This window comes from Aeromonas sp. HMWF016 (assembly GCF_963878195.1).
Classification (GTDB): Bacteria; Pseudomonadota; Gammaproteobacteria; order Enterobacterales; family Aeromonadaceae; genus Aeromonas; species Aeromonas lacus.
Genome location: NZ_CAWNWX010000100.1, coordinates 53,522 through 74,117 on the forward strand (window position 1 = coordinate 53,522; position 20,596 = coordinate 74,117).

General features: G+C 61.0%; 18 protein-coding genes. 10 read left to right on the forward strand and 8 right to left on the reverse strand.

Going from position 1 to position 20,596, the window contains the following annotated elements; genetic code table 11:
* Nucleotides 1-75 precede the first annotated feature (75 nt).
* From AACS24_RS16505 to AACS24_RS16520, 4 genes are all read right to left on the reverse strand, one after another.
* Entirely contained in the window at nucleotides 76-1,161 is a 1,086-nt protein-coding gene (locus AACS24_RS16505; RefSeq protein ID WP_108571358.1) for a polyamine ABC transporter substrate-binding protein, read from the reverse strand.
* A gap of 120 nt (nucleotides 1,162-1,281) precedes the next feature.
* Nucleotides 1,282-2,379: a polyamine ABC transporter substrate-binding protein gene (locus AACS24_RS16510; RefSeq protein WP_082044092.1), complete on the reverse strand. Its 1,098-nt coding sequence runs from the start codon at nucleotides 2,377-2,379 to the stop codon at nucleotides 1,282-1,284.
* Nucleotides 2,380-2,433: 54 nt separating this feature from the next.
* A complete protein-coding gene (locus AACS24_RS16515) occupies nucleotides 2,434-3,795 on the reverse strand; it encodes an aspartate aminotransferase family protein (RefSeq protein WP_108571359.1) in 1,362 nt (453 codons plus the stop codon).
* 302 nt (nucleotides 3,796-4,097) lie between these two features.
* Nucleotides 4,098-5,429 carry a glutamine synthetase family protein gene (locus tag AACS24_RS16520; protein ID WP_033115634.1) on the reverse strand — a complete coding sequence of 444 codons (1,332 nt, stop codon included), beginning with the start codon at nucleotides 5,427-5,429 and terminating at the stop codon, nucleotides 4,098-4,100.
* Between the two features lie 467 nt (nucleotides 5,430-5,896).
* Between AACS24_RS16520 and AACS24_RS16525 the strand changes: the two genes are divergently transcribed.
* The 9 genes from AACS24_RS16525 (at nucleotide 5,897) to malZ (ending at nucleotide 14,544) form a co-directional block, all read left to right on the forward strand.
* Entirely contained in the window at nucleotides 5,897-6,283 is a 387-nt protein-coding gene (locus AACS24_RS16525) for a TraR/DksA family transcriptional regulator (protein WP_033115635.1), read from the forward strand.
* Nucleotides 6,284-6,432: 149 nt separating this feature from the next.
* Nucleotides 6,433-7,290, forward strand: a complete 858-nt coding sequence (locus AACS24_RS16530) for a hypothetical protein (RefSeq protein WP_108571360.1) — start codon at nucleotides 6,433-6,435, stop codon at nucleotides 7,288-7,290.
* Nucleotides 7,291-7,723: 433 nt separating this feature from the next.
* Nucleotides 7,724-8,170, forward strand: a complete 447-nt coding sequence (locus AACS24_RS16535) for an Mpo1 family 2-hydroxy fatty acid dioxygenase (RefSeq protein ID WP_108571361.1) — start codon at nucleotides 7,724-7,726, stop codon at nucleotides 8,168-8,170.
* Nucleotides 8,171-8,196: 26 nt separating this feature from the next.
* Nucleotides 8,197-8,691 carry a CreA family protein gene (locus tag AACS24_RS16540; RefSeq protein WP_041209750.1) on the forward strand — a complete coding sequence of 165 codons (495 nt, stop codon included), beginning with the start codon at nucleotides 8,197-8,199 and terminating at the stop codon, nucleotides 8,689-8,691.
* A gap of 74 nt (nucleotides 8,692-8,765) precedes the next feature.
* Complete coding sequence (locus tag AACS24_RS16545; protein ID WP_108571362.1) at nucleotides 8,766-9,755, forward strand: 2-hydroxyacid dehydrogenase; 990 nt, start codon at nucleotides 8,766-8,768, stop codon at nucleotides 9,753-9,755.
* Nucleotides 9,756-9,859: 104 nt separating this feature from the next.
* Nucleotides 9,860-11,227, forward strand: coding sequence for a molecular chaperone (yegD, locus tag AACS24_RS16550; RefSeq protein ID WP_108571363.1), 1,368 nt, complete (start codon nucleotides 9,860-9,862; stop codon nucleotides 11,225-11,227).
* Between the two features lie 146 nt (nucleotides 11,228-11,373).
* Nucleotides 11,374-11,790: an META domain-containing protein gene (locus AACS24_RS16555; protein ID WP_108571384.1), complete on the forward strand. Its 417-nt coding sequence runs from the start codon at nucleotides 11,374-11,376 to the stop codon at nucleotides 11,788-11,790.
* 70 nt (nucleotides 11,791-11,860) lie between these two features.
* Nucleotides 11,861-12,709 carry an HDOD domain-containing protein gene (locus AACS24_RS16560; protein WP_040069699.1) on the forward strand — a complete coding sequence of 283 codons (849 nt, stop codon included), beginning with the start codon at nucleotides 11,861-11,863 and terminating at the stop codon, nucleotides 12,707-12,709.
* 5 nt (nucleotides 12,710-12,714) lie between these two features.
* Nucleotides 12,715-14,544 carry a maltodextrin glucosidase gene (malZ, locus tag AACS24_RS16565; RefSeq protein WP_108571364.1) on the forward strand — a complete coding sequence of 610 codons (1,830 nt, stop codon included), beginning with the start codon at nucleotides 12,715-12,717 and terminating at the stop codon, nucleotides 14,542-14,544.
* A gap of 111 nt (nucleotides 14,545-14,655) precedes the next feature.
* Here malZ and AACS24_RS16570 read toward each other — a convergent pair whose 3' ends face one another.
* Together AACS24_RS16570 and AACS24_RS16575 are read right to left on the reverse strand one after the other, a co-directional pair.
* Entirely contained in the window at nucleotides 14,656-15,189 is a 534-nt protein-coding gene (locus tag AACS24_RS16570; protein ID WP_108571365.1) for an ATP--cob(I)alamin adenosyltransferase, read from the reverse strand.
* Nucleotides 15,190-15,279: 90 nt separating this feature from the next.
* Nucleotides 15,280-16,422 carry a DUF5610 domain-containing protein gene (locus tag AACS24_RS16575; RefSeq protein WP_108571366.1) on the reverse strand — a complete coding sequence of 381 codons (1,143 nt, stop codon included), beginning with the start codon at nucleotides 16,420-16,422 and terminating at the stop codon, nucleotides 15,280-15,282.
* Between the two features lie 170 nt (nucleotides 16,423-16,592).
* On the opposite strand from AACS24_RS16575, the gene trmA reads away from it, so the two are divergent.
* Nucleotides 16,593-17,726 carry a tRNA (uridine(54)-C5)-methyltransferase TrmA gene (gene trmA, locus AACS24_RS16580; RefSeq protein WP_108571367.1) on the forward strand — a complete coding sequence of 378 codons (1,134 nt, stop codon included), beginning with the start codon at nucleotides 16,593-16,595 and terminating at the stop codon, nucleotides 17,724-17,726.
* A gap of 59 nt (nucleotides 17,727-17,785) precedes the next feature.
* On the opposite strand, the gene AACS24_RS16585 is transcribed toward trmA, so the two are convergent.
* Nucleotides 17,786-19,519 carry a methyl-accepting chemotaxis protein gene (locus AACS24_RS16585; RefSeq protein ID WP_108571368.1) on the reverse strand — a complete coding sequence of 578 codons (1,734 nt, stop codon included), beginning with the start codon at nucleotides 19,517-19,519 and terminating at the stop codon, nucleotides 17,786-17,788.
* A 51-nt stretch (nucleotides 19,520-19,570) separates the two neighbouring features.
* Nucleotides 19,571-20,581: a galactose/methyl galactoside ABC transporter permease MglC gene (gene mglC / locus AACS24_RS16590; RefSeq protein ID WP_108571369.1), complete on the reverse strand. Its 1,011-nt coding sequence runs from the start codon at nucleotides 20,579-20,581 to the stop codon at nucleotides 19,571-19,573.
* Between the last annotated feature and the right edge of the window lie 15 nt (nucleotides 20,582-20,596).

The following is a 20,596-nucleotide window of genomic DNA, read 5'->3' on the forward strand; positions in this document are numbered from 1 at the left end:
CAAACTCCCCAACGTGATATCGACCTCGCGGCCGATCCATAAAAGCAATTTGGCGCCCCCGAACGGGCACCAAGGTTAGGTTCCGGACTTGACCTTGCTCCAACTCCGGGTCATCAGCCGCTGGATTGCACGAGGATGTTCCTGAGAGACATAGAGTCGTGCCAGCACCGGCTGAGGTGGATAAACAGATTGATCATCGCGCACCTTCTCATCCATGAACGCCGCCGCCTTGGCATTGGGATTCGCATAGCCCACATAGTTGCTGACCTTGGCGATCACCTCGGGCTGGAGGACGTAGTTGATGAGGGCGTGCGCCTCTTTGACATTGGTGGCATCGGCCGGGATCGCCATCATGTCGAACCAGAGATTGCCCCCCTCCTTCGGGATGCTGTAGGCAATCTTCACCCCTTTGCCGGCCTCGTTGGCCCGCGCGGCGGCCTGCAAAATGTCGCCGGAGAAGCCCGCCGCCACGCAGATGTCGCCGTTGGCGAGATCACCGATGTACTTGGAGGAGTGGAAATAGGCGACATAGGGGCGCACCTTGAGCAGCTGCTCTTCGGCACGCTTGATATCCGCCGGCTCATGGCTGTTGGGGTCGAGCCCCAGATAGTTGAGGGCGGCAGGGATCATCTCGTCGGCAGAGTCGAGGAAGGCGACGCCGCAACGGGAGAGCTTCTCCATGTTTTCCGGTTCGAAAATCACCGCCCAGGAGTCGATCTTGTCGACCCCCAGCACGGCCTTGATCTTGTCGACGTTGTAGCCGATGCCGTTGGTACCCCAGAGATAGGGCACGGCGTATTGGTGGCCCGGATCCACCTTGTCGAGCTGGCTGAGCAGCACCGGATCCAGGTTGGCCATATTGGGCAGCAGGGATTTGTCCAGCTTCTGGAACGCTCCCGCCTTGATCTGTTTGGCCAGAAAGTTGTTGGAGGGCACCACCAGATCATAACCGGTACGCCCCGTCAGCAATTTCCCCTCCAGGGTCTCGTTGGAGTCAAATACGTCATAGACGGTCTTGATCCCGGTCACCTGCTGGAAATCGCTGAGGGTGGTCTCGCCGATATAATCAGACCAGTTGTAGAAATGGAGTTCAGTTGCTGCCTGAACGCCACTTGCCAACCCCATGGTCAGGGCAATGGTTGCCAATCTGGTTGTATGCACGGTTTCAGTTCTCCTGTGTTTAGTGGTTGACCGTCTGCGCATCCTCTCGCGCGGCCCATCCCGAAAGATGGCATCACTACCCTCCCGGCCGAACTGCGGACCGGGAGGGGCACTCGTCACTTACTTGCCGGACTTGATCTTGGTCCAGCTGCGTGTCATCACACGCTGCACCTTGGCCGGCAGATCCGGGAAGGTGTAAATCTTCTGCATGGTCTCTTCACTCGGATAGATACCTGGGTCGTTGCGGATCTCCGCATTGACCAGCGGGGTCGCCGCCTTGTTGCCGTTCGGGAATTTCACCATGTTGGTGATGTTGGCGATCACCTCGGGCTTCATCAGGTAGTTGATAAAGACGTGGGCGGATTCGACGTTCTGGGCATCGGCCGGGATGGCGATCATGTCAAAGAAGCTGCCCGCCCCCTCTTTCGGGATGGTGTAGGTCAGCGACACGCCGTTGTTGGCCTCCGCCGCCCGCGCCTTCGACTGCTGCAAGTCACCGGAGTAACCAACCGCCACGCAGAGGTTGCCGTTGGCCAGATCCGAGATGTACTTGGAGGAGTGGAAATAGGCGGTATAGGGACGGATGGAGAGGAACAGCGCCTCGGCCTTCTTCAGCTCATCCGGTTTCTGGCTATCCGGCTTGAAGCCCAGATATTGCAGGGCGGCCGGCAGCATTTCGGTCGGCGAGTCGAGGAAGGAGACACCGCACTCCTTCAGCTTGGCCATGTTTTCCGGCTTGAACACCAGATCCCAGGAGTTGACCGGCGCATCGGCCCCCAGCACCGCCTTCACCTTCTCGGGGTTGTAGGCATAGCCGATGGTGCCCCACATGTAGGGGATGGAGTACTGGTTGCCCGGATCACTCGGCTCGAGCGCCTTGAGCAGGGCAGGATCCATGTTTTGCCAGTTGGGAAGCTTGGACTTGTCCAGTTTCTGGAACACGCCAGCCTTGATCTGCTTGGCCAGGAAGGGGTTGGACGGCACGACGATGTCATAGCCCGATTTGCCGGCCAGCAACTTGGCCTCCAGCACCTCGTTGCTGTCAAACACGTCATACACCACCTTGATGCCCGTCTCTTTCTGGAAGTTATCCAGCGTATCCGGCGCGATATAGTCGCTCCAGTTGTAGACGTGCAGCACCTTCTCGTCGGCCATTGCTCCGGCACTTGCCATGACCAGAGCCACAGAGGCAGCGATCACTCCCGTTTTGAAAGACATCATCCTTGTCTCCTAAGCAAATTGTATGCGCATGCCAACCTGCCCGGCCGCACCTCAACCCTTCAGCTTGGCGGCTGTCAGATCCAGACTGAGCCTGGCGAGCTTGACCAATTCATCAACCTGTTCCTCGGTGATGACCAAGGGGGGCGATATGATCATGGTATCGCCTACCGCCCTCATCACCAAGCCATTGTTAAAGCAGAACTCCCGGCAGGTCATCCCCGCATTTGCGTGCGCCGGAAAACGCTGGTTGGTCTGTTTGTCCTGCACTATTTCCAGTGCGGCAACCAGTCCGCGGCCACGGGTTTCCCCTACCAGCGGATGGTCGGCCAGCTCCGCCCAGCGGCGCTGCAAATAGGGGCCGATGGTATCATGGACGCGCTTAACTATGCTCTCCTTTTGCATAAGCTGGATATTGGCAACCGCCACCGCACAGGAGACCGGGTGACCCGAATAGGTGAAGCCGTGGTTGAACTCCCCCCCCTCCTCCACCAGCACCCTGGCAACCCGGTCGCTCACCATGACGGCACCGAGCGGCAGGTAGCCCGAGGTGATCCCCTTGGCCAGACACATCAGATCCGGCTTGATGCCAAACCCTTCGCTGGCAAACCAGTGACCGGTACGGCCAAAGCCGCAGATCACCTCGTCGGCGATGAGCAGAATGCCGTAGTGATCGCAGATACGCTGGATCTCGGGCCAGTAGCTGTCAGGCGGAATGATGACGCCGCCAGCGCCCTGGATCGGCTCGCCGATAAAGGCGGCCACCTTGTCCACCCCCAGCTCCAGAATCTTCTGCTCCAGCTGGCGAGCCCGCTCCAGTCCGAATTCGTGGGCACTCATTCCCTGCCCTTCACCGAAGTGATAGGGCTGGTCGATATGGACTATGCCGGGAATGGGCAGATTGCCCTGCTGATGCATCCCCTTCATGCCGCCCAGACTCGCCCCCGCCACGGTGGAGCCGTGATAGGCGTTGTGGCGGCTGATGATCACCTGCTTCTCCGGCTGCCCCTTGCTGGCCCAGTAGTGGCGCACCATCCGCAGCACGGTGTCGTTGCACTCGGAGCCGGAGCCGGTAAAGAAGACGTGGTTGAGATGGGATGGCGTCACTTCGGCCAGCAGGGTGGCCAGCTCGATCACCGGCGGGTGCGCGGTCTGGAAAAAGAGGTTGTAGTAGGGGAGCTGCTCCATCTGTCTGGTCGCGGCATCCACCAGCTCCTGCCGACCATAACCCATGTTGACGCACCAGAGTCCCGCCATGCCGTCCAGAATGCGCTTGCCTTCGGAGTCTTCCAGATAGACGCCACTGGCCTTGGTGATGATACGGCTGCCCTTCTTGTTCAGGGCCTGAAAGTCGGTAAAGGGGTGCAGGTGGTGGCTGGCATCCTGTTGCTGCCACTCACGAGTAGTCTGTTGCATTGTTAGCTCCTCGGTTCCTTCGATTTAGCTGGATCTGTTCGTCACATAATCAGGAGGGCTGGCACTCCCGCAGTCACGGCCACTTTCGGACGGCCTGCGGCTGCAGCGCGGCTTGCTCCTCGCGTTCTTAATTCGAGCCAAAAACTGTTATCAACCATGCACAACCAGAGCGGTGGCGAGCCACTTTTCGCTCACAACCATCCGCGGGCGGAGGCACACCTCCATCCCGTATTACCGGTTACAGGCAGGGGAGGCAGCCTGCCTCCCCGGATCGGACGATGCGTGGCCGGCACGCATCAGGGTCAGACGTTCAGCAGCAGGAACTCGCGCTCCCAGCGGCTGATCACCCCGAAGTAGGTCTCGTACTCTTTGCGTTTGACCGCCACAAAGGCACGGGTGAAGCGCTCGCCCAGCATCTCCTTGATGGGCTCGCACTGCTCCAGATGGCTGAGCGCCTCCTCCAGCGAACGGGGCAAGCTGTAGGGCAGCTCGTAAGCGCTCGATTTCATCTCCGGCAGCGGCTCCAGCTTCTCCATCATGCCGAGATAGCCGCACGCCAGAGTGGCGGCCAGCGCCAGATAGGGGTTGGCATCAGCCCCGGCGAAGCGGTTCTCCACCCGGCGGGCACTGGGGTCGGAGAAGGGCACCCGCAGGCCGCAGGTACGGTTTTCCACGCCCCACTGGACGTTGCGCGGCGCGCTCTCGCCGAAGGTGAGGCGGCGGTAGGAGTTGACGTTGGGGGCCAGCAGGGCGGTCACCGCCGGGGTGTATTTCTGCAGACCGGCGATGAAGTGCATGAACAGCTCGGAGTTGCCGCCATCCGGGGTACCGAACAGGTTGCGGCCGTTCATATCCTCCAGACTCTGGTGGATGTGCATGGCGGAGCCCGGCTCGTTGCTCATCGGCTTGGCCATGAAGGTGGCGTAGATGCCGTGGCGGTGGGCCGCTTCCCGCATGGTGCGCTTGAACAGGAACACCTGATCGGCCAGATCGATGGCATCCCCGTGCAGGAAGTTTATCTCCATCTGGGCGGCGCCGGACTCGTGGATCAGGGTATCCACCTCCAGCTCCTGCGCCTCGCAGTAGTCATACATGTCTTCGAAGATGGGGTCGAATTCGTTGACCGCATCGATACTGAACGACTGGCGGGCGGTCTCCGGGCGACCATTGCGGCCGACCGGCGGCATCAGCGGATAGTCGGGGTCTTCGTTGCGGGTGACCAGATAGAACTCCAGCTCGGGCGCCACGACCGGTTTCCACCCCTGCTTCTCGTAAAATGACAAAACGCGACGCAGCACGGAGCGCGGCGCTATGTCGATCAGCTTGCCGTTGACGTCGAAACAGTCGTGGATCACCTGGGCAGTCGGCTCCAGCGCCCAGGGGACAAAGCGGATGGTATTGGGGTCGGGATAGAGCTGCATGTCCCGCTCCAGCGGGTCGATCATGCTGTCGTCATCCGGATACTCACCTGTCACTGTCTGGGTGAAGATCACCTCTGGCAGTCGCATGCCCCCTTCGCGCAAAAACTTGTTGGCTGGAATGATCTTTCCCCGGGCATTGCCGGTGAAATCCGGGAACAGACACTCCACTTCCGTGATGCGATTGCTCTCCATCCAGCCCTTGATACTGTCCATGTTAAACCCCGACTCTACGGTTGCCATTGGCAAGGGTGTCTAATATATGGAACACCCTTGTTATAAAATTGTAATCAACACCACCATAAAAGCCCGCCATCAAGGGCAATGTCAAGGGTGTGTGTTTAAAAAACTATAAATAACGGCGCATATAATGACCAATTCGGCACCAAATACTAAACACTCGTGGCCTCGCCTCTCGCCATTGCAAAGCCGGTGCCAACCGGCCAGAACCAGATGTCAGATCCCGTCAGATCAGCCGCTAAAGAGGCCATTTTTTTGCAAAGGCGCACAATCCGTATCCTATTTGCTTTGCTTGGCTGCTTTTTTTTGGTACAAGGCCCGCCCTGATTTGCACTCTCTTGCATGAAAACGGTGCAAATCGGGATACAAGGGCTTGGTCTGCAGGCAGACAGCCCCCATAAACAGGGATAATTGGGTTAGTAAACTGACTGGTAGTAAATCGTATGTGTGATTTCATGACTGAAGACCAACTGGCCTTTTACAAGGGACAGATCGAGCGCCAGATCCTCGAACTCGAAGATCGCCTCAACTCCCAGGCCAGCCAGGCCATCGCCACCGACACCAACGAGATGGCCGATGAAATTGACCGTGCCAGCATCGAGGAAGCCCGCCGTCTGGAGCTGAACCGCATCGAGCACGACAAGCTGCACCTGCGCAAACTGCGCGGTGCCCTGAAGCGCATCAGCGAAGGGGATTTCGGTTACTGCGAATCTTGCGGCGACGAGATCTCTCTCAAGCGTCTGCATGCCCGTCCGGAGTCCCGTTTCTGCGTCGAGTGCCAGAGCACCAAGGAATTCAACGATACCCACGTGTTCCGCCGCGTCGCCTGATCCTATCCGGGAAACCACTCTCCTCTGGCAGCAATAGGCGGTCGGCAAGCGAGGGCCAACGCCCGAATCTTGCACACCGCGCCGCAGCAAGAGGGTGAAAAGTTCTGTTAGACTCCGGGCACGTCCCGGACTCTACAGGAGAACAGAGAGTGAAATGGCTCATCAAACTGTGCTTGTGCCTGCCGCTGCTGGCGCAAGCACAGGTTCTGACGGTCAAAGTGCCCAGTCGCCCCGTCAACAATCTCGATCAGGAGTACCAGTACAAGCTGCTGGAACTGGCCCTGACCCACTCCGGCACCCCCTTTCGCATCCAGCCCGTCGAGCTCGATCTCAACCAGTTCACCCTGCAGCAGCAGCTGAGCAAGGGCAAAACCATCAATGTCTTCTGGATGGGCACCTCCAGCGCGCTCGAATCCTCCCTGCTTGCCGTCCCTATTCCGCTGTTTCGCGGTCTGGAAGGGCTGCGCCTCTCCTTCATCCACGCTGATGCCCAGGAGAAGTTCAACCAGATCAATACCCTGGCTGATTTGAGGCAGATGAAAGCGGCGCAAGGGGTCGGTTGGGCCGACAACAAGATTCTGGAAAGCGCCGGCATCCCGACCTACTCCGGTCGCTTCAGCAGCCTGTTTCGCCTGATCAACGACGGCGACAAGGTCGATTTCTTTCCGCGCGCACTGGTGGAGATCTTCGCCGAGCGCAGCGAGCTGGTGGCCCAATATCCCAACCTCGCCATCGAGCAGCATCTGCTGATCCGCTACCCTTTCGCCCAGTTCTTCTTCGTCAGCCCCGAGTACCCCGAGCTGGCCAAGGCGCTCCAGACCGGCATGGAGCGGGCCTATGCCGACGGCAGCTTCATGCAGTTCTTCCGTGAAAACCCGAAGATCCGCGAAGCGCTGGCCAGCGCCAATCTCGACCAGCGGGTCACCATCCAGCTGCCCAACCCCGATATGACCCCTTTGCTCAAGAGCATTCCGGCGCAATATTGGGAGTATCCCCCGCAGGGATAAGATGCCAGCCGCCCCGTCAGGGGCGGTACTGTCGCCACCTCCCGCCAATCCTGATGTAACTGCGCCCCCCTTCCCCGGATCGGACAACCACCTGTGACAGCCGCTGACGGGCGCAGAGCTGCGCCTATGGCGGGATCCGGCTAGCTATAAGTTAAAATTGGGCCATAAAGGGAAAATCCATAAATTAAATTTATAGCGATGCGAAAGCCCGCCGGGCAGGCGGTCAGCACGGTGCACAGGCCCACAAAGGCCATCAGCCGATCCACACACACCCTCTTGCATTACCATCTGCCGCTATCTGATCAGAACGCTGCATGAGCCGGGGTTGCCATCTGGCATTGGTCGCGCGCTTCCGCCATCATGCTTGCGATGCCGCGCCCGTTTACCGGGGGCGGCCAGAGCAGCGAAGCAGAGTGCGTGCCAGGGAGGTGCCATGAAGGGAATCGAAGAGTGGTTTGAGGAGTACGGCCAGAGCCATCGCCATCCGGTCAACGTCGCCATCCACAAGCTGGCAGTGCCGGGCATCTATCTCTGCTCGCTGGGGCTGCTCTGGAGTCTGCCCGCCGGGCCGCTGCCAGCGGGGCTCAACTGGGCGGCGGTGGCCGCCATTCCGGTGCTGGCCTTCTACCTGCAGCTGTCGTTTGCCCTGTTCGTCGGGATGGCGGGGCTGACCGCGCTCGGGCTGGCCTTCTGCCACCAGTGGCAGGGGTCGCTACTGTGGCCCGCGCTGTTGATCTTCGTGCTGCTCTGGATAGCCCAGTTTGTCGGCCACAGGATCGAGGGCAAACGCCCCTCCTTCCTCGCCGACCTGCAATTTCTGCTGATAGGCCCCGCCTGGGTGCTTGCCAGCCTCTATCGTCGCCTGGGCATTCCCTATTGAGGGATGCCGGGCCAACAGGAGAGACCATGTCATACCGCCACACACTTAATTCACCTCTGCGCCGCGCCCTGCCCCTGCTGCTGGGCGCCCTGTTTGCCGGTCCGGCGCTGGCCGACAAGGCTGATACCGTCGGCGAGGTGAGCACCGCCTTCAAGCTGTTCGGCCCCAACCACAAGATCTTGGTCGAGGCGTTCGACGATCCCCGCATCGACGGCGTCGCCTGCTATCTGGCGCGCCCCAAGACCGGCGGCGTCAAGGGCGGGCTCGGGCTGGCGGAAGATCCCTCCCACGCCTCCCTCTCATGCCACCAGATTGGCCCCATCACTCTGCCCGCCAAGCTGAAAGCGGGGGAAGAGGTGTTCGACGTCAGCACCTCGCTGGTGTTCAAGGAGCAGAAGGTGGTGCGCTTTTACGACCAGAAGCGCAATGCACTGGTCTATCTGACCTACAGCACCAAGCTGGTGGATGGTTCGTACAAGAGTGCAGTCAGCGCCGTCCCCATCATGCCGTGGGGGCAATAACCAGCCGGTTTGTCCGGTGATAGTTGACTCGCTTTGTTGTAATTTAACTACAAATCATCTGCGGAGAGCACACCATGAAAGTCGCCGTATTCAGCACCAAGAGCTATGACAAAGAGCATTTCAACCAGGCCAACAGCCGCTTTGGCTTTGAACTGGAGTTCTTCGATGTGCGGCTGGAGGCCAAGACAGCCCGACTGGCCCACGGCTTCCCCGTGGTGTGTCTGTTCGTCAACGACGACGCCGACCGCGAGGTGCTGACCGAGCTGGCAGCCAACGGCACCAGAGTCATCGCCCTGCGCTGCGCCGGTTACAACAACGTGGATCTGGCCGCCGCCAAGGAGCTGGGGCTGAAGGTGGTGCGAGTGCCCGCCTACTCCCCCGAGGCGACCGCCGAGCATGCGGTCGGCATGATGATGTGCCTCAACCGCCGCATCCACAAAGCCTATCAGCGCACCCGCGACGCCAACTTCTCGCTGGAAGGGCTGGTCGGCTTCAACATGTATGGCAAGACGGTCGGCGTCATCGGCACCGGCAAGATCGGCCTGGCCGCCCTGCGCATCCTCAAGGGCTTCGGGGTTCGCCTGCTGGTGAACGACCCTTACCAGAACCCAGCTGCCATCGAGCTGGGGGCCGAGTATGTGGATCTCGACACCCTGTTCCGCCAGTCCGACATCATCAGCCTGCACTGCCCGCTGTTCAAAGAGAACTACCACCTGCTCAATCAGGAGGCGTTCGCCAAGATGAAGGACGGGGTGATGATCATCAACACCAGCCGCGGCGGCCTGCTCGACTCCAACGCCGCCATCGAGGCGCTCAAGACCTCCCGCATCGGCGCACTGGGGCTGGACGTCTACGAAGAAGAAGAGGATCTCTTCTTCTCCGACAAGTCCAACGAGGTGATCACCGATGATGTGTTCCGCCGTTTGTCAGCCTGCCACAACGTGCTGTTCACCGGTCATCAGGCCTTCCTGACCCGCGAGGCGCTGCACGCCATCGCCGACACCACCCTCGGCAACATTCAGGCTATCGAGAGTCAGGGCCGCAGCGACAACGAGGTCGAGTAACCCCCCCGCGCGCTATTGCAGCGCCTCATCTCTGCACGCCGGGTTGTGAGACCCGGCGCCATCGGGTAGGCTAGCTCCCCTTTTTTCCAAGGAGCTGACTGCCCATGTTTATCGGATTTGATTACGGTACCTCCAACTGTGCCGTGGCCGTGATGGAACAGGGCAGCCCGCGGCTGCTCAATCTCGGCCCATCCCGCTACCTCCCCTCCACCCTGCACGCGCCGCACCGGGACGCCATCGCCGGCCTGCTGGCCGAAGGGCTGACCGACAGCCAGCAGGCGGCCTATCTCAAGCTGCGCGGCCCCGTGGTGACCCGGGCCCAGGCGGTGCGACGCCAGATGCGCGAAGAGGGGCTGATCGACGAGCTCAGCTTTGGCTCCGCGGCGCTGGAGCGCTATCTGGAGGAGCCGGACGAGGGCTACTACATCAAGTCGCCGAAATCCTTCCTCGGCGCCTACGGCCTCAAGGCCCCCCAGATCGCCCTGTTCGAAGATATCGTCTGCGCCATGATGCTCCACGTCCGCCAGCAGGCGGAACAACAGCTCGGCACCCCGATCCGTCAGGCGGTGATCGGTCGTCCGGTCAACTTTCAGGGGCTAGCTGGGGAAGAGAGCAACCGTCAGGCCATCGCCATTCTGAGCGAGGCAGCCCGCATCGCCGGCTTCGAGCAGGTGGAGTTTCTCTACGAACCGGTGGCGGCCGGTTTTGAATTCGAAGCGCGCCTCACCGAAGACGCCGTGGTGCTGGTGGTGGATATTGGCGGCGGTACCACAGACTGCTCCATGCTGCGGATGGGCCCGAGCTACCGTGACCGGCTCGATCGCACCGACGATCTGCTCGGCCACAGCGGCCAGCGGATCGGCGGCAACGACTTCGACATCCGCCTGACGGTGGAGGGGATGATGCCGCTGCTCGGCATGCATGAGGTGCTCAAAACCGGCAAGCCGCTGCCCCACCCGCTGTTCTGGGATGCAGCCGCCATCAACGACGTCAGCGCCCAGAGCCGTTTTTACAGTCTCGATACCGCCCGCCAGCTGCAGGATCTGCAGCTGGACAGCCAGCCCGGCAGCAAGCTGGGGCGGCTTGCCAACCTGCGGGCCCACAAGCTGAGCCACCAGCTGGTCTGGCGCGCCGAGCAGGGCAAGATCGCCCTCTCGGAGCAGGAGAGCAGCCGCCACTCCCTGAGCGAGCTGGAAAAAGGGCTGGAGGCAGAGCTGACCCGCGAGCAGCTGGCCGGCGCCTCCGCCCTGCTGCTGGAGAAGATTGGCGAGCTGATGGATGAGGCGATCGCCGCCGCTGGCGTGCAACCCGACCGCATCTTCGTCACCGGCGGTAGCGCCCGCTCGCCGCTGATCGCCAGCTTTATCCGCCAGAAGCTGCCGACCATCCCGCTCGAGGGTGGCGATGACTTCGGCTCGGTAGCTGCCGGGCTGGCCCGTTATGCCGAGCGGATCTTCGCAGCCAAGCCCTGAATGGGACTAAATCGCCAGAGTGTTGCCATTTAACGACACTCTGGCGGCAGAGGGGCGACAGAAGCGGTCGGTCGCCCCAGCTTCCGCCCTGCTACAGGGCAAGCAAACAGGCTATGCTTGCGGCTCCCATCAACCGGAGCCCCGCCATGTCCAGATTGTCACTCCTGCTCATCCCCCTCTTCCTGCTCGTCGGCTGCAGTTCAGCCAGCTTTGTCCGGCAGGATCTGCAACATCACCACTGGATATTGAGCAAGCTGGATGGCGAACCGGTTGCCGCCTTGCGCGACAATCCGCCCGACTTCGAGATCGGCGAGCACTTCACCGTCAACGGTATCGCCGGCTGCAACCGCTACTTCGGTCAGGGTCATATGAAAGGGGACAGGTTCTGGGTCACCAGTCTGGGCAGCACCGAGATGGCCTGCATGCCCCCACTCGACACCATAGAGCAGGCCGTGTTGACCACTCTGACCGAGGGGGCGACCCTGAGCGGCTCCAGCCAAAACCTGGTTCTGCAGGGCAAACAGCACCGTTTGGAATACACCCTGCGCGACTGGGTGCTCTAGGGCTCACAAACCGGCATTACAAACAGGAACATGTTGCCCGGCTGTGGCACAATATGAGGCAGTGTTCGCAATGGAGGCTGCCTCAGCCATGTCGATGGATCGTCTGTTTGACAAGATCAAACAACTCCCCACCATTCCCAAGCTGCTGCACGAGTTGATGCAGAGCTTCAACGACGAAAATGCCCGCATCGACGAGATTGCGGCCAAGATCGCCATGGATCAGGTGATCAGCGTCAAGGTGCTGCGGATGGCCAACTCGGCCGCCCTGCGCCGTGGCAACGAAGTGACCTCCATCGATCAGGCGGTGATCCGCCTCGGCTTCAACCGGTTGCGCTCCATCGTGGTCGCCTCCGGCATCATCGGCAGCTTCAAGGCGCCCCCCAGCTTCGACAAGAACAAGTTCTGGACCGAGACCTTTCAGGTCGCCACCATCGCCAAGACGCTGGCGCAGGAGGCCAGGGTGCTCGACCCCGAGACCGCCTTCACCTGCGCCCTCATCCACAACATCGGCGAACTGCTGATCCAGAGCACCTTGCCGGAAGAGGCGGAGCTCATCAATCTGGCGATCCAGAAGGGGAGCAGCCGGGTCGAGGCCCAGCGTGAAATGCTGGGCTATGACTATGCCCAGCTCGGTGCCGAGCTGGCGCGGCGCTGGAACCTGTCGGAGAGCTTCGTCGACGCCATCTCCCAGCAGCTGGATCCCCTCTCCCACGATCCGGTCAGCAAGGAGGCGGTACTGATCCGTCTGGCGGTCTTCATCTCCTTCGCCTGGAACGCCGGGGTGCCTGCTCAGGCCATCATCGCCCGCTTCCCCAAACCGCTCGCCGATCAGCTGGGGCTGGATCCCAAGTCGCTAGCCGGCCAGCTCGAAACACTGCATGAACAGGGTAATGCCCTCGCCGATCTTCTGACTCAATAAGCATCATGACCCATCCGTTTCTGTTTCATCCCCAGGTGGCGCCCTGGCTCAAAGAGAGCGCCGATGCCCTGCAACTGACCCTGTTCAGCGAGCTGGATGCCCCCATCCGCGAGGTGTGGCTGCGCCACGAGCCGGACAACGAGGAGTACCTGATCCCGATGACGGCGCTCTCGACCCGCGACAGGCTGCAGGTATGGCAGGTGAACCTGCCGCTTGGCAAGGGGCAGGATATCCACCTCTACAGCTTCAAGTGCCTCACCGACGAGGAGCAGTGGTGGCTGCACGGGGCGGGCGTCAGCGCGTCCATGCCGCCACGGGAGCAACATTTTCGCTTCAACAGCCTGCACCAGCCACCGGCCTGGGTGCAGGATCAGGTGTTCTACCAGATCTTCCCCGACCGTTTCTGCAACGGCGATCCGTCGCTCAGCGTCAAGCATCACGAGTACGAGTACCGTGGCAAGGCGGTGATCAGCAAGGCGTGGGGCGAGCCGGTCAGTCACCACGAAGAGGGCCACGGCGCCTGCGAATTTTACGGCGGCGATCTGGCAGGCATCGATGCCAAGCTGCACTACCTGCAATCTCTCGGGGTGACGGCGCTCTACCTCAACCCCATCTTCGATTCACCGAGCAACCACAAGTACGACACTCAGGACTACTTCAAGGTGGACGCCCACCTCGGCAGCAACGAGCAGTTCGCCGAGCTGACCCGCAACCTGCACCAGCGCGGCATGAAGATCATCCTCGATGCGGTGGTCAACCACACCTCTACCGAGCACCCCTGGTTCTGCCCGCCACTGGGCGCCCAGAGCAACCCGGACTCCCCGTGGCGCAACTTCTACACCTTTGATAAAGAAGGGGATTACGTCAGCTGGAAGGGCATTCGCAGCCTGCCCAAGCTCGACTTCTCCTGCGAGAAGGTACAGGACGCCGTCTATCGGGCCGACGACGCCATCCTCCGTTACTGGATGCGCGCCCCCTACCAGATCGATGGCTGGCGCTTTGACGTCATCCACATGCTGGGCGAGCGCGGCACCGCCGAGGGCAATCGCAGTCACGTACGCGCCATTCGCGGCGCGGTGAAGCAGGAGAACCCGGACGCCTATGTGCTCGGCGAACACTTCTTCGAGGCGAGCCAGTGGCTGCAAGGGGATCAGGAGGATGGCGCCATGAACTACTACGGCTTCGCCCACCCGGTCCGCGCCTTCCTGGCGGGGCAGGATATCGCCTACCACCCCATCAAGATCAGCGCCGAAGAGCTGGATCGCTGGCTCAAGCTGGCGCGGGCCCATATCCCGTTCAAGAACCAGCTGGCCCAGTTCAACCTGCTGGACAGCCACGACACCGCTCGCTTCCTCCATCTGCTGGGAGAGGACAAACAGCGGATGCAGCTGGCCGCCACCCTGCTGCTCACCTATATCGGCGTGCCCTCCATCTACTACGGCGATGAAGTGGGGCTCTCCGGCGGCAACGACCCGGACTGCCGCCGCTGCTTCCCGTGGGATACCACAGACTGGGATCATGTGCTGCACGACCACTATCGTCGGCTAATCCAGATCCGCCGCCAGCGCCCCTCCCTGCGCCGTGGCGATATCCAGACCCTCTACGCCGGGCCCCACAGCTATGTGTTCGCCCGTACCCTGCAAAGCGATCAGGTGGTGGTGGCCTGCAACCGCCATCCGAGCGAGCCGCGCACTATCAGCCTGCCCCTGTGGCAAACCGCCAGCCCTGCCAGCCGCTTCACTGACGCCTTCAACGGCGAGAAGTTCGAGGTGGTGCAGGGGGAGCTGCAGCTGACCATCCCGGCCAACTCGGCCCGGGTGCTGCTCTCCAGTTGAGGGGCGTTATCTCGCCAATAAAAAACCGGAGCCTGTGGGCTCCGGTTTTTTTATACGCCACAGCTGGCCAGCCGTAGCCTTGTGCAGGCCACCAGCGAGCCGGGCTGAGCGTCAGTAGTTGATGCTGACGTAGGGCACTTCCGGTACCTGCCACAGCTGTTTGAGATAGACGGTGAGCACGAAGAAGAAGTTGGCCAGCAGGTTGGCGAAGCGGTAGAGGATGGGGTCGAAGCTGACACCACTCTCCTCGAGGCGCACCAGCAGTCGCACCACCTTCTTGCTGCCACAGCGGCATAGATGAAGGGTCGGGATCGGCTGCGGCCCTTGCGGCAGTACAAAACCGGTGACCCGGCCCCGGCTCGCCTCGTTGTAGTGATCGTAACGGGCCTTGAGCCACTCAAGGTCTGCGTCGAAGATCCCCAGCTTGCCGCGCACCGAGCCGTTGAGGTTGTAGATAAGGCGCTGCAACGCCGCGAGATCCGCCAGCATGGGCTCGGTATCGGCATCCGGTGCAAGGTGTGACAGCACGGCCCCGACCTGACAGCAGAGCTCGTCAGTGGCGATCTCAAAATCACATTTGAGCGAGGTTTCGAAGATAAAGGGGTAGCAGAGCTCGCGCTTGTCTCTTGGCTTCTTGGGGTTCATGGGGCAACCGGATTGGAGAAAAGGCCAGTTTGCCAGCCCCGGGAGGGGCTGGCAAACGGCAGGTTATGGCTTGGGTTGCGTGCTGGCGGCTCAGACGCTCTTGCCAGCGGGCTCAGTAGACGGCTGGAACTGGTTGATCATCCGCAGCGCCTCCAGCATCCGCTGGTTGAAGCTGGTAAAGCTGCTCACCTGCGCCGGATCGCCCTGACCACGAGCAGCCAGTACCGCAGGGGTCAACGCCTGCTGCTGGGAATCCGGCAGCACTGCATCGGCCTGTTTCTGTACCTGATCCAGCTTGGGCAGATAGTCGGCAAACGGTTTGAGCAGTTCCTGCAGGGAGTGCGCCCCCTGATAGGTTTGACTCAGCTTGACGCTCTGCTTGAGCTTGAGTGAATAGGAAGCCAGTTGGCTATCATCCAGCTTCAGATCGCCCGCCTTTTTCAGCAGATCATCGAAGTTGCCAGAGAAGAAATTTCCGGCCAGATCGTCGATCCCCTTCACCAGTTTGCCGATGGAGTCCATCTCCTCACTGTTAAGGTCGCCCTCCAGCGAGAAGCTGAAACTCTGGCTCGATTTGAGGCTGAACTGGCTGCCACTGTCATCCTTCTGGGACTTGGTCTGCCAGTTGTCGTTGAAGCGCAGCACCACCTTGTCGCCATCCTTGGTCTGGATCTCCAGATAGCCCTGCTGGCGGCTGGCCATCTCGGCCGCCCCCATGTCGGTGGGAGAGACCTTGCCGAAGAACTCCTTCTCGAACTCGTCGAGCCCCTTCTGGATCAGCTTATAGCTCTGATCGATGCCGGTCTTGATATCCTCATTGTCGGTCGCCCAGTCCCCCAGTTGCTTGCGGGCATCACCAAAGCCCTTGTCGACCCCCTTGCGGGCCTGCTCCATCATGCCTGTCAGGTCGTCGTCGGATTTGCCATCAGCCCGCGCGGCGCCGAGCCGTCCGGTGACGAACTGCAGCACGTTGTCCGCCACCGACTGGAAGTCGAACAGAGTCTCCGGCGTGATCTCCTCGGGCTCCTTCACCTTCGGGGCCTGATAGCCCTGGCCGTTGATCTCCAGCGAGAACTGCAACGCCTGCTGGATCAGCACCTGCGCCCATTTTGGCGGCTTGTGCAAGGAGACCTCCTCCTCGCGGCTCACCGGTTTTGACTCTGCCTGTTGCGGCGATTTGGGAGAAACACCCACTCCCTTGGGTTGGGCTGCGCCCACGCCTTCGATCTGCATAATGTGTCCTCCCACCATGCCTGTAGATCAGCTATCGGCCTGACTGAACACTTCTTGACCACAAAATACTGGACAATCTGCGGCTGGCTTTTAAAATCGGGCCCCTTTGGGTGGCCTGTTGCCTTCCCCCGATTTCGACCCGGCCCGGCCGGTGTGCATGTGAGGTATTTATGACCCAGTCCCAACAGCCTTCCGCGAACGCTCCGGCGCCTCGAACCCCTGCCGATTATCAGGCTCAACTCGACGAAAAGAGCGCTCGTCTCACCGAGCTGTTTGCCGGATTCACCCTCCCGGCACTGGAAGTGCACAGCTCACCGGCGGAGTACTACCGGATGCGCGCCGAATTTCGCATCTGGCACGAAGGGGACGACCTCTTCCACTGCATGTATGCCCCGGCGACCAAAGAGATCATCAAGATAGACCACTTCCCTACCGCCAGCCGCCTCATCAACCGGTTGATGCCGCTGCTGCTGGAGGGGTTGCGCCCGCACCCGGTGCTGCGCCGCAAGCTGTTCCAGATCGACTACCTCTCTACCCAGTCCGGCCAGATCATTGTCAGCCTGCTCTATCACCGCAAGCTGGAAGCCGAGTGGCAACAGGCCGCCGAAGCGCTGCAGGCCGACCTGCGCGCCAAAGGGTTCGAATTGCAGCTGATTGGCCGCGCCCACAAGCAGAAGATCTGTCTGGGGGATGACTTCGTCATCGAGCAGCTCAACGTGGCGGGTCGCCAGCTCACCTACAAGCAGGTGGAGAACAGCTTCACCCAGCCCAACGCCGCCATCAACGAGCAGATGCTGGCCTGGGCGCTGGATGTGACCAAGGGGAGCGAAGGGGACCTGCTGGAGCTCTATTGCGGCAACGGCAACTTCTCCATCGCGCTGGCGCAGAACTTCCGCAAGGTGCTGGCCACCGAGATCGCCAAGCCGAGCGTCGACTCCGCCCAGTTCAACATCGCCGCCAACGGTGTCGACAACCTGATCATCCTGCGCATGTCGGCCGAGGAGTTCACCATGGCGATGCGTGGCGAACGGGAGTTCAACCGCCTCAAGGGGGTCGACCTTGGCGCTTACCAGTGCAACACCATCTTCGTCGACCCGCCCCGCGCCGGTCTCGACGATGCCACCGTCAAGCTGGTGCAGGAGTACGACAACATCCTCTACATCTCCTGCAACCCGGAGACCCTGCAGGCCAACATGGCCGCGCTGGGCGAGACCCACGAGATCGCCCGTTTCGCCCTGTTCGACCAGTTCCCGTGGACCCATCACATGGAAGCCGGGGTCTATCTGCGCCGTAAGGCCGGTTGATTCTAAGGGATAAAAAAACAGGGCCGCTTGGCCCTGTTTTTTTATGGCGCATCCGGCCATTACCGCAGCCGGAAGTGGCTCACTATCTCTCTGAGCCGGTCGTAGGTCTGCTGCATCGAACCGGCGCTGGCAACCGTCTCCTCCCCGTTGTGAGTCAGCTGGCGGATCACCTCGGCGATAGCGCTCATGTTGCGGTTGATCTCCTCGGCTACCGCGCTCTGCTGTTCGGCCGCCGTAGCGATATGGCTGATGAGATCGTTGATCTCCACCACCTCCCCCGCCATCAGATCCAGCGACTCGTTGACCCGGGTGGTGTTCTCGGCCGCCCCCTGACAACTCTGCTTGGTGTTCTCCATCGCCTCCACCACGGTACGGCTGCCCCGTTGCAGGCTGGCCAGCATGGTCTGGATCTCCGCCGTGCTCTGCTGGGTGCGGGCGGCAAGGGAGCGCACCTCATCTGCCACCACCGCAAAGCCACGGCCCTGTTCACCGGCACGGGCCGCCTCGATGGCGGCGTTGAGGGCCAGCAGGTTGGTCTGTTCGGCAATGCTGCCGATCACCCCCAGCACGGAGCCAATCTGCTGCACATCCTGCTGCATCGCTTCGATGGAGCGGGCGGTCTCCTCCACCTCGTCCACCAGCGCCATCACGCTGGCCATCGCCTGATCCACCACCTGCCGGGACTGACTCGCCAGCTGCTGGCTCTGGCCGGTGAGCTGGGCGGTGCTGGCCGCACTCTCGGAGACGGAGACCGCGGTGCGGCTCATCTCGTTGATGGCGGTCACCACCTGCTCGGTTTCCCGTATATGATCCGCCAACAATGACTGGGCGGCGCCGGTCTGGCTGGCCAATCCGGCAATGCCGCTGTTGAGCTGGCCGCTCGCCTCCTGCACCTCGCCCATCATCTCCTGCAGCCGCTCGATAAAGCGGTTGATGCCGGCTGAAATCTGGCCCAGATCATCGGTACTGGTCACCGCCAGCCGACGGGTGAGATCGCCACTGCCGCGAGAGAGCTCCAGCACCAGATCCCGCAGCGAGAGGATAGGGCGATAAGCCACGTTGAGCGCCAGTATGGCGAGCACCATCACCACCACGGCGACACCAAGCAGCGCCATGATGATCTGGCCGTTGAGTGCCCGGGTCATCGCCTGGATGTAGTCGAGGTCGATGTAGCCGGTCAGGGTCCAGCTGTTGTCGCGAATATCCAGTTGGTTGGGGCGCGCTTCGCTCTCCCCCTGCGGTTTGCTGCTGTAGAGCTCATTGCCCTGCCCGTCGGCCAGCGAGAAGTAGCGCCCCTCGCCGCTCATCTTCTCCAGCAGGCCTTTGAACTCGCTCATGTCGAGGTAGTAGAGATAGGCAGAATCGGCACCGCGCGGTACCAGTATGGTAATGACCGGCTTGCCATCCACCTGTTGCAGCGGACTGACGGTAATCTGGTTGTTGGCGGCAGGGATGAGCTTGCGCAGCGCATCGACCTTTGCGCTGTCGTTGATGACGCCGCTCACGTCGAACGCCATGTCGCCGATCACCTTGACGATGTTGTGAAAACCGGTCTCTTGCAGGGTCTTCTTGACGTTGGTCACCCCGAAGTTGAGGTTGGCGGCCAGCAGGATTTTCTGATTGATGTCGCTGGCCAGCTTCTCTTTGACCAGGGTGATCTGTTCGTTGATGTTCTTGGTCGCCTGGGTGCGGATGTAGGCGCTGATGAAGTGATTGACGCTGAACCAGGCGGTACCGATGGTGACCAAAATGGCCAACAGCAACAGGACGTAAATCTTGACCTTGAATGGCATGGGATCCCTCCAGAAGAGAGGGCTGGCACTGCCAACCCTCTCTGCCAATCGTTATTTCTTCTTGGCGTACTTCATGGAGTCCAGTGCCACCGCCAGAATGATGATGCCGCCCTTGATGATGAACTGCCAGTAAGGGCTGACGCCGATGTAGGTCAAACCATAGTTGATCAGGGTGAAGATAAGTACGCCGGTGATCACACCCGCGACCGTTCCCACCCCGCCGGCAAATGACACGCCGCCCACCACGCACGCCGCGATGGCATCCAGCTCGTACATGAAGCCGAGGTTGTTGGTGGCGCTACCGATACGGCCCGCTTCCAGCATGCCGCCGAAGGCGTAGAAGACCCCAGCCAGCGCATAGATCATCACCAGATTGACCGCCACGTTGACGCCGGAGACCTTGGCCGCCTCGGGGTTGCCGCCGATGGCAAAGATGTTCTTGCCAAAGCGGGTCTTGTTCCACAGCACCCAGACAAAGACGCTGGCGATGGCCGCGTAGAAGGTGAGGTACGAGAGCTTGAAGCCGCCGATCCGGATAAAGCCCTGAGCGAAGCTGGAGAAGCGGGGGTCAAAACCGGCTACCGGCGAGGCACCCACCGAGTCGAAGTAGAGGGAGTTAATGCCGTAGACGATGATCATGGTGCCCAGGGTGGTAATGAACGGGGTGACGTTCAGGTAAGCCACGATGAGACCGTTAACCAGCCCGATCAGGGCACCCACCACGCACACCAGCAGGATCACCGCAGGAATGGGCACCTCACCCAAGCTGGGAAACACCTTGTTGACGTTGGTCAGCGCTTGCAACATGGTCGCCGCGATGAGCGCCGCCAGACCGACCTGACGACCGGCCGAGAGATCCGTCCCCTGGGTGATGATGATGCCCGCCACCCCCAGCGCGATGATGACCCGCACCGAGGACTGGGTCAGGATGTTGCTGAAGTTGGTGAGGCTCAGGAAGGATGGCTCCTGGATCACGATGATCATGAGCAGCACCAGCAGCACCAAATAGATGGCGTTTTCCTTGAGCGCCTGCATCAGATTGAAATTTTTAGCCGACTCCATAAATGTCTTCCTGTC

Bases quoted from the DNA above. Each gene is read 5' to 3' on its own strand.
- AACS24_RS16510 (WP_082044092.1), bottom strand. From the start codon at position 2,379: ATGTCTTTCAAAACGGGAGTGATCGCTGCCTCTGTGGCTCTGGTCATG.
- AACS24_RS16515 (WP_108571359.1), bottom strand. From the start codon at position 3,795: ATGCAACAGACTACTCGTGAGTGGCAGCAACAGGATGCCAGCCACCAC.
- AACS24_RS16520 (WP_033115634.1), bottom strand. From the start codon at position 5,429: ATGGACAGTATCAAGGGCTGGATGGAGAGCAATCGCATCACGGAAGTG.
- AACS24_RS16525 (WP_033115635.1), top strand. From the start codon at position 5,897: ATGTGTGATTTCATGACTGAAGACCAACTGGCCTTTTACAAGGGACAG.
- AACS24_RS16535 (WP_108571361.1), top strand. From the start codon at position 7,724: ATGAAGGGAATCGAAGAGTGGTTTGAGGAGTACGGCCAGAGCCATCGC.
- AACS24_RS16540 (WP_041209750.1), top strand. From the start codon at position 8,197: ATGTCATACCGCCACACACTTAATTCACCTCTGCGCCGCGCCCTGCCC.
- AACS24_RS16545 (WP_108571362.1), top strand. From the start codon at position 8,766: ATGAAAGTCGCCGTATTCAGCACCAAGAGCTATGACAAAGAGCATTTC.
- yegD (WP_108571363.1), top strand. From the start codon at position 9,860: ATGTTTATCGGATTTGATTACGGTACCTCCAACTGTGCCGTGGCCGTG.
- AACS24_RS16555 (WP_108571384.1), top strand. From the start codon at position 11,374: ATGTCCAGATTGTCACTCCTGCTCATCCCCCTCTTCCTGCTCGTCGGC.
- AACS24_RS16560 (WP_040069699.1), top strand. From the start codon at position 11,861: ATGGAGGCTGCCTCAGCCATGTCGATGGATCGTCTGTTTGACAAGATC.
- malZ (WP_108571364.1), top strand. From the start codon at position 12,715: ATGACCCATCCGTTTCTGTTTCATCCCCAGGTGGCGCCCTGGCTCAAA.
- AACS24_RS16570 (WP_108571365.1), bottom strand. From the start codon at position 15,189: ATGAACCCCAAGAAGCCAAGAGACAAGCGCGAGCTCTGCTACCCCTTT.
- AACS24_RS16575 (WP_108571366.1), bottom strand. From the start codon at position 16,422: ATGCAGATCGAAGGCGTGGGCGCAGCCCAACCCAAGGGAGTGGGTGTT.
- trmA (WP_108571367.1), top strand. From the start codon at position 16,593: ATGACCCAGTCCCAACAGCCTTCCGCGAACGCTCCGGCGCCTCGAACC.
- AACS24_RS16585 (WP_108571368.1), bottom strand. From the start codon at position 19,519: ATGCCATTCAAGGTCAAGATTTACGTCCTGTTGCTGTTGGCCATTTTG.
- mglC (WP_108571369.1), bottom strand. From the start codon at position 20,581: ATGGAGTCGGCTAAAAATTTCAATCTGATGCAGGCGCTCAAGGAAAAC.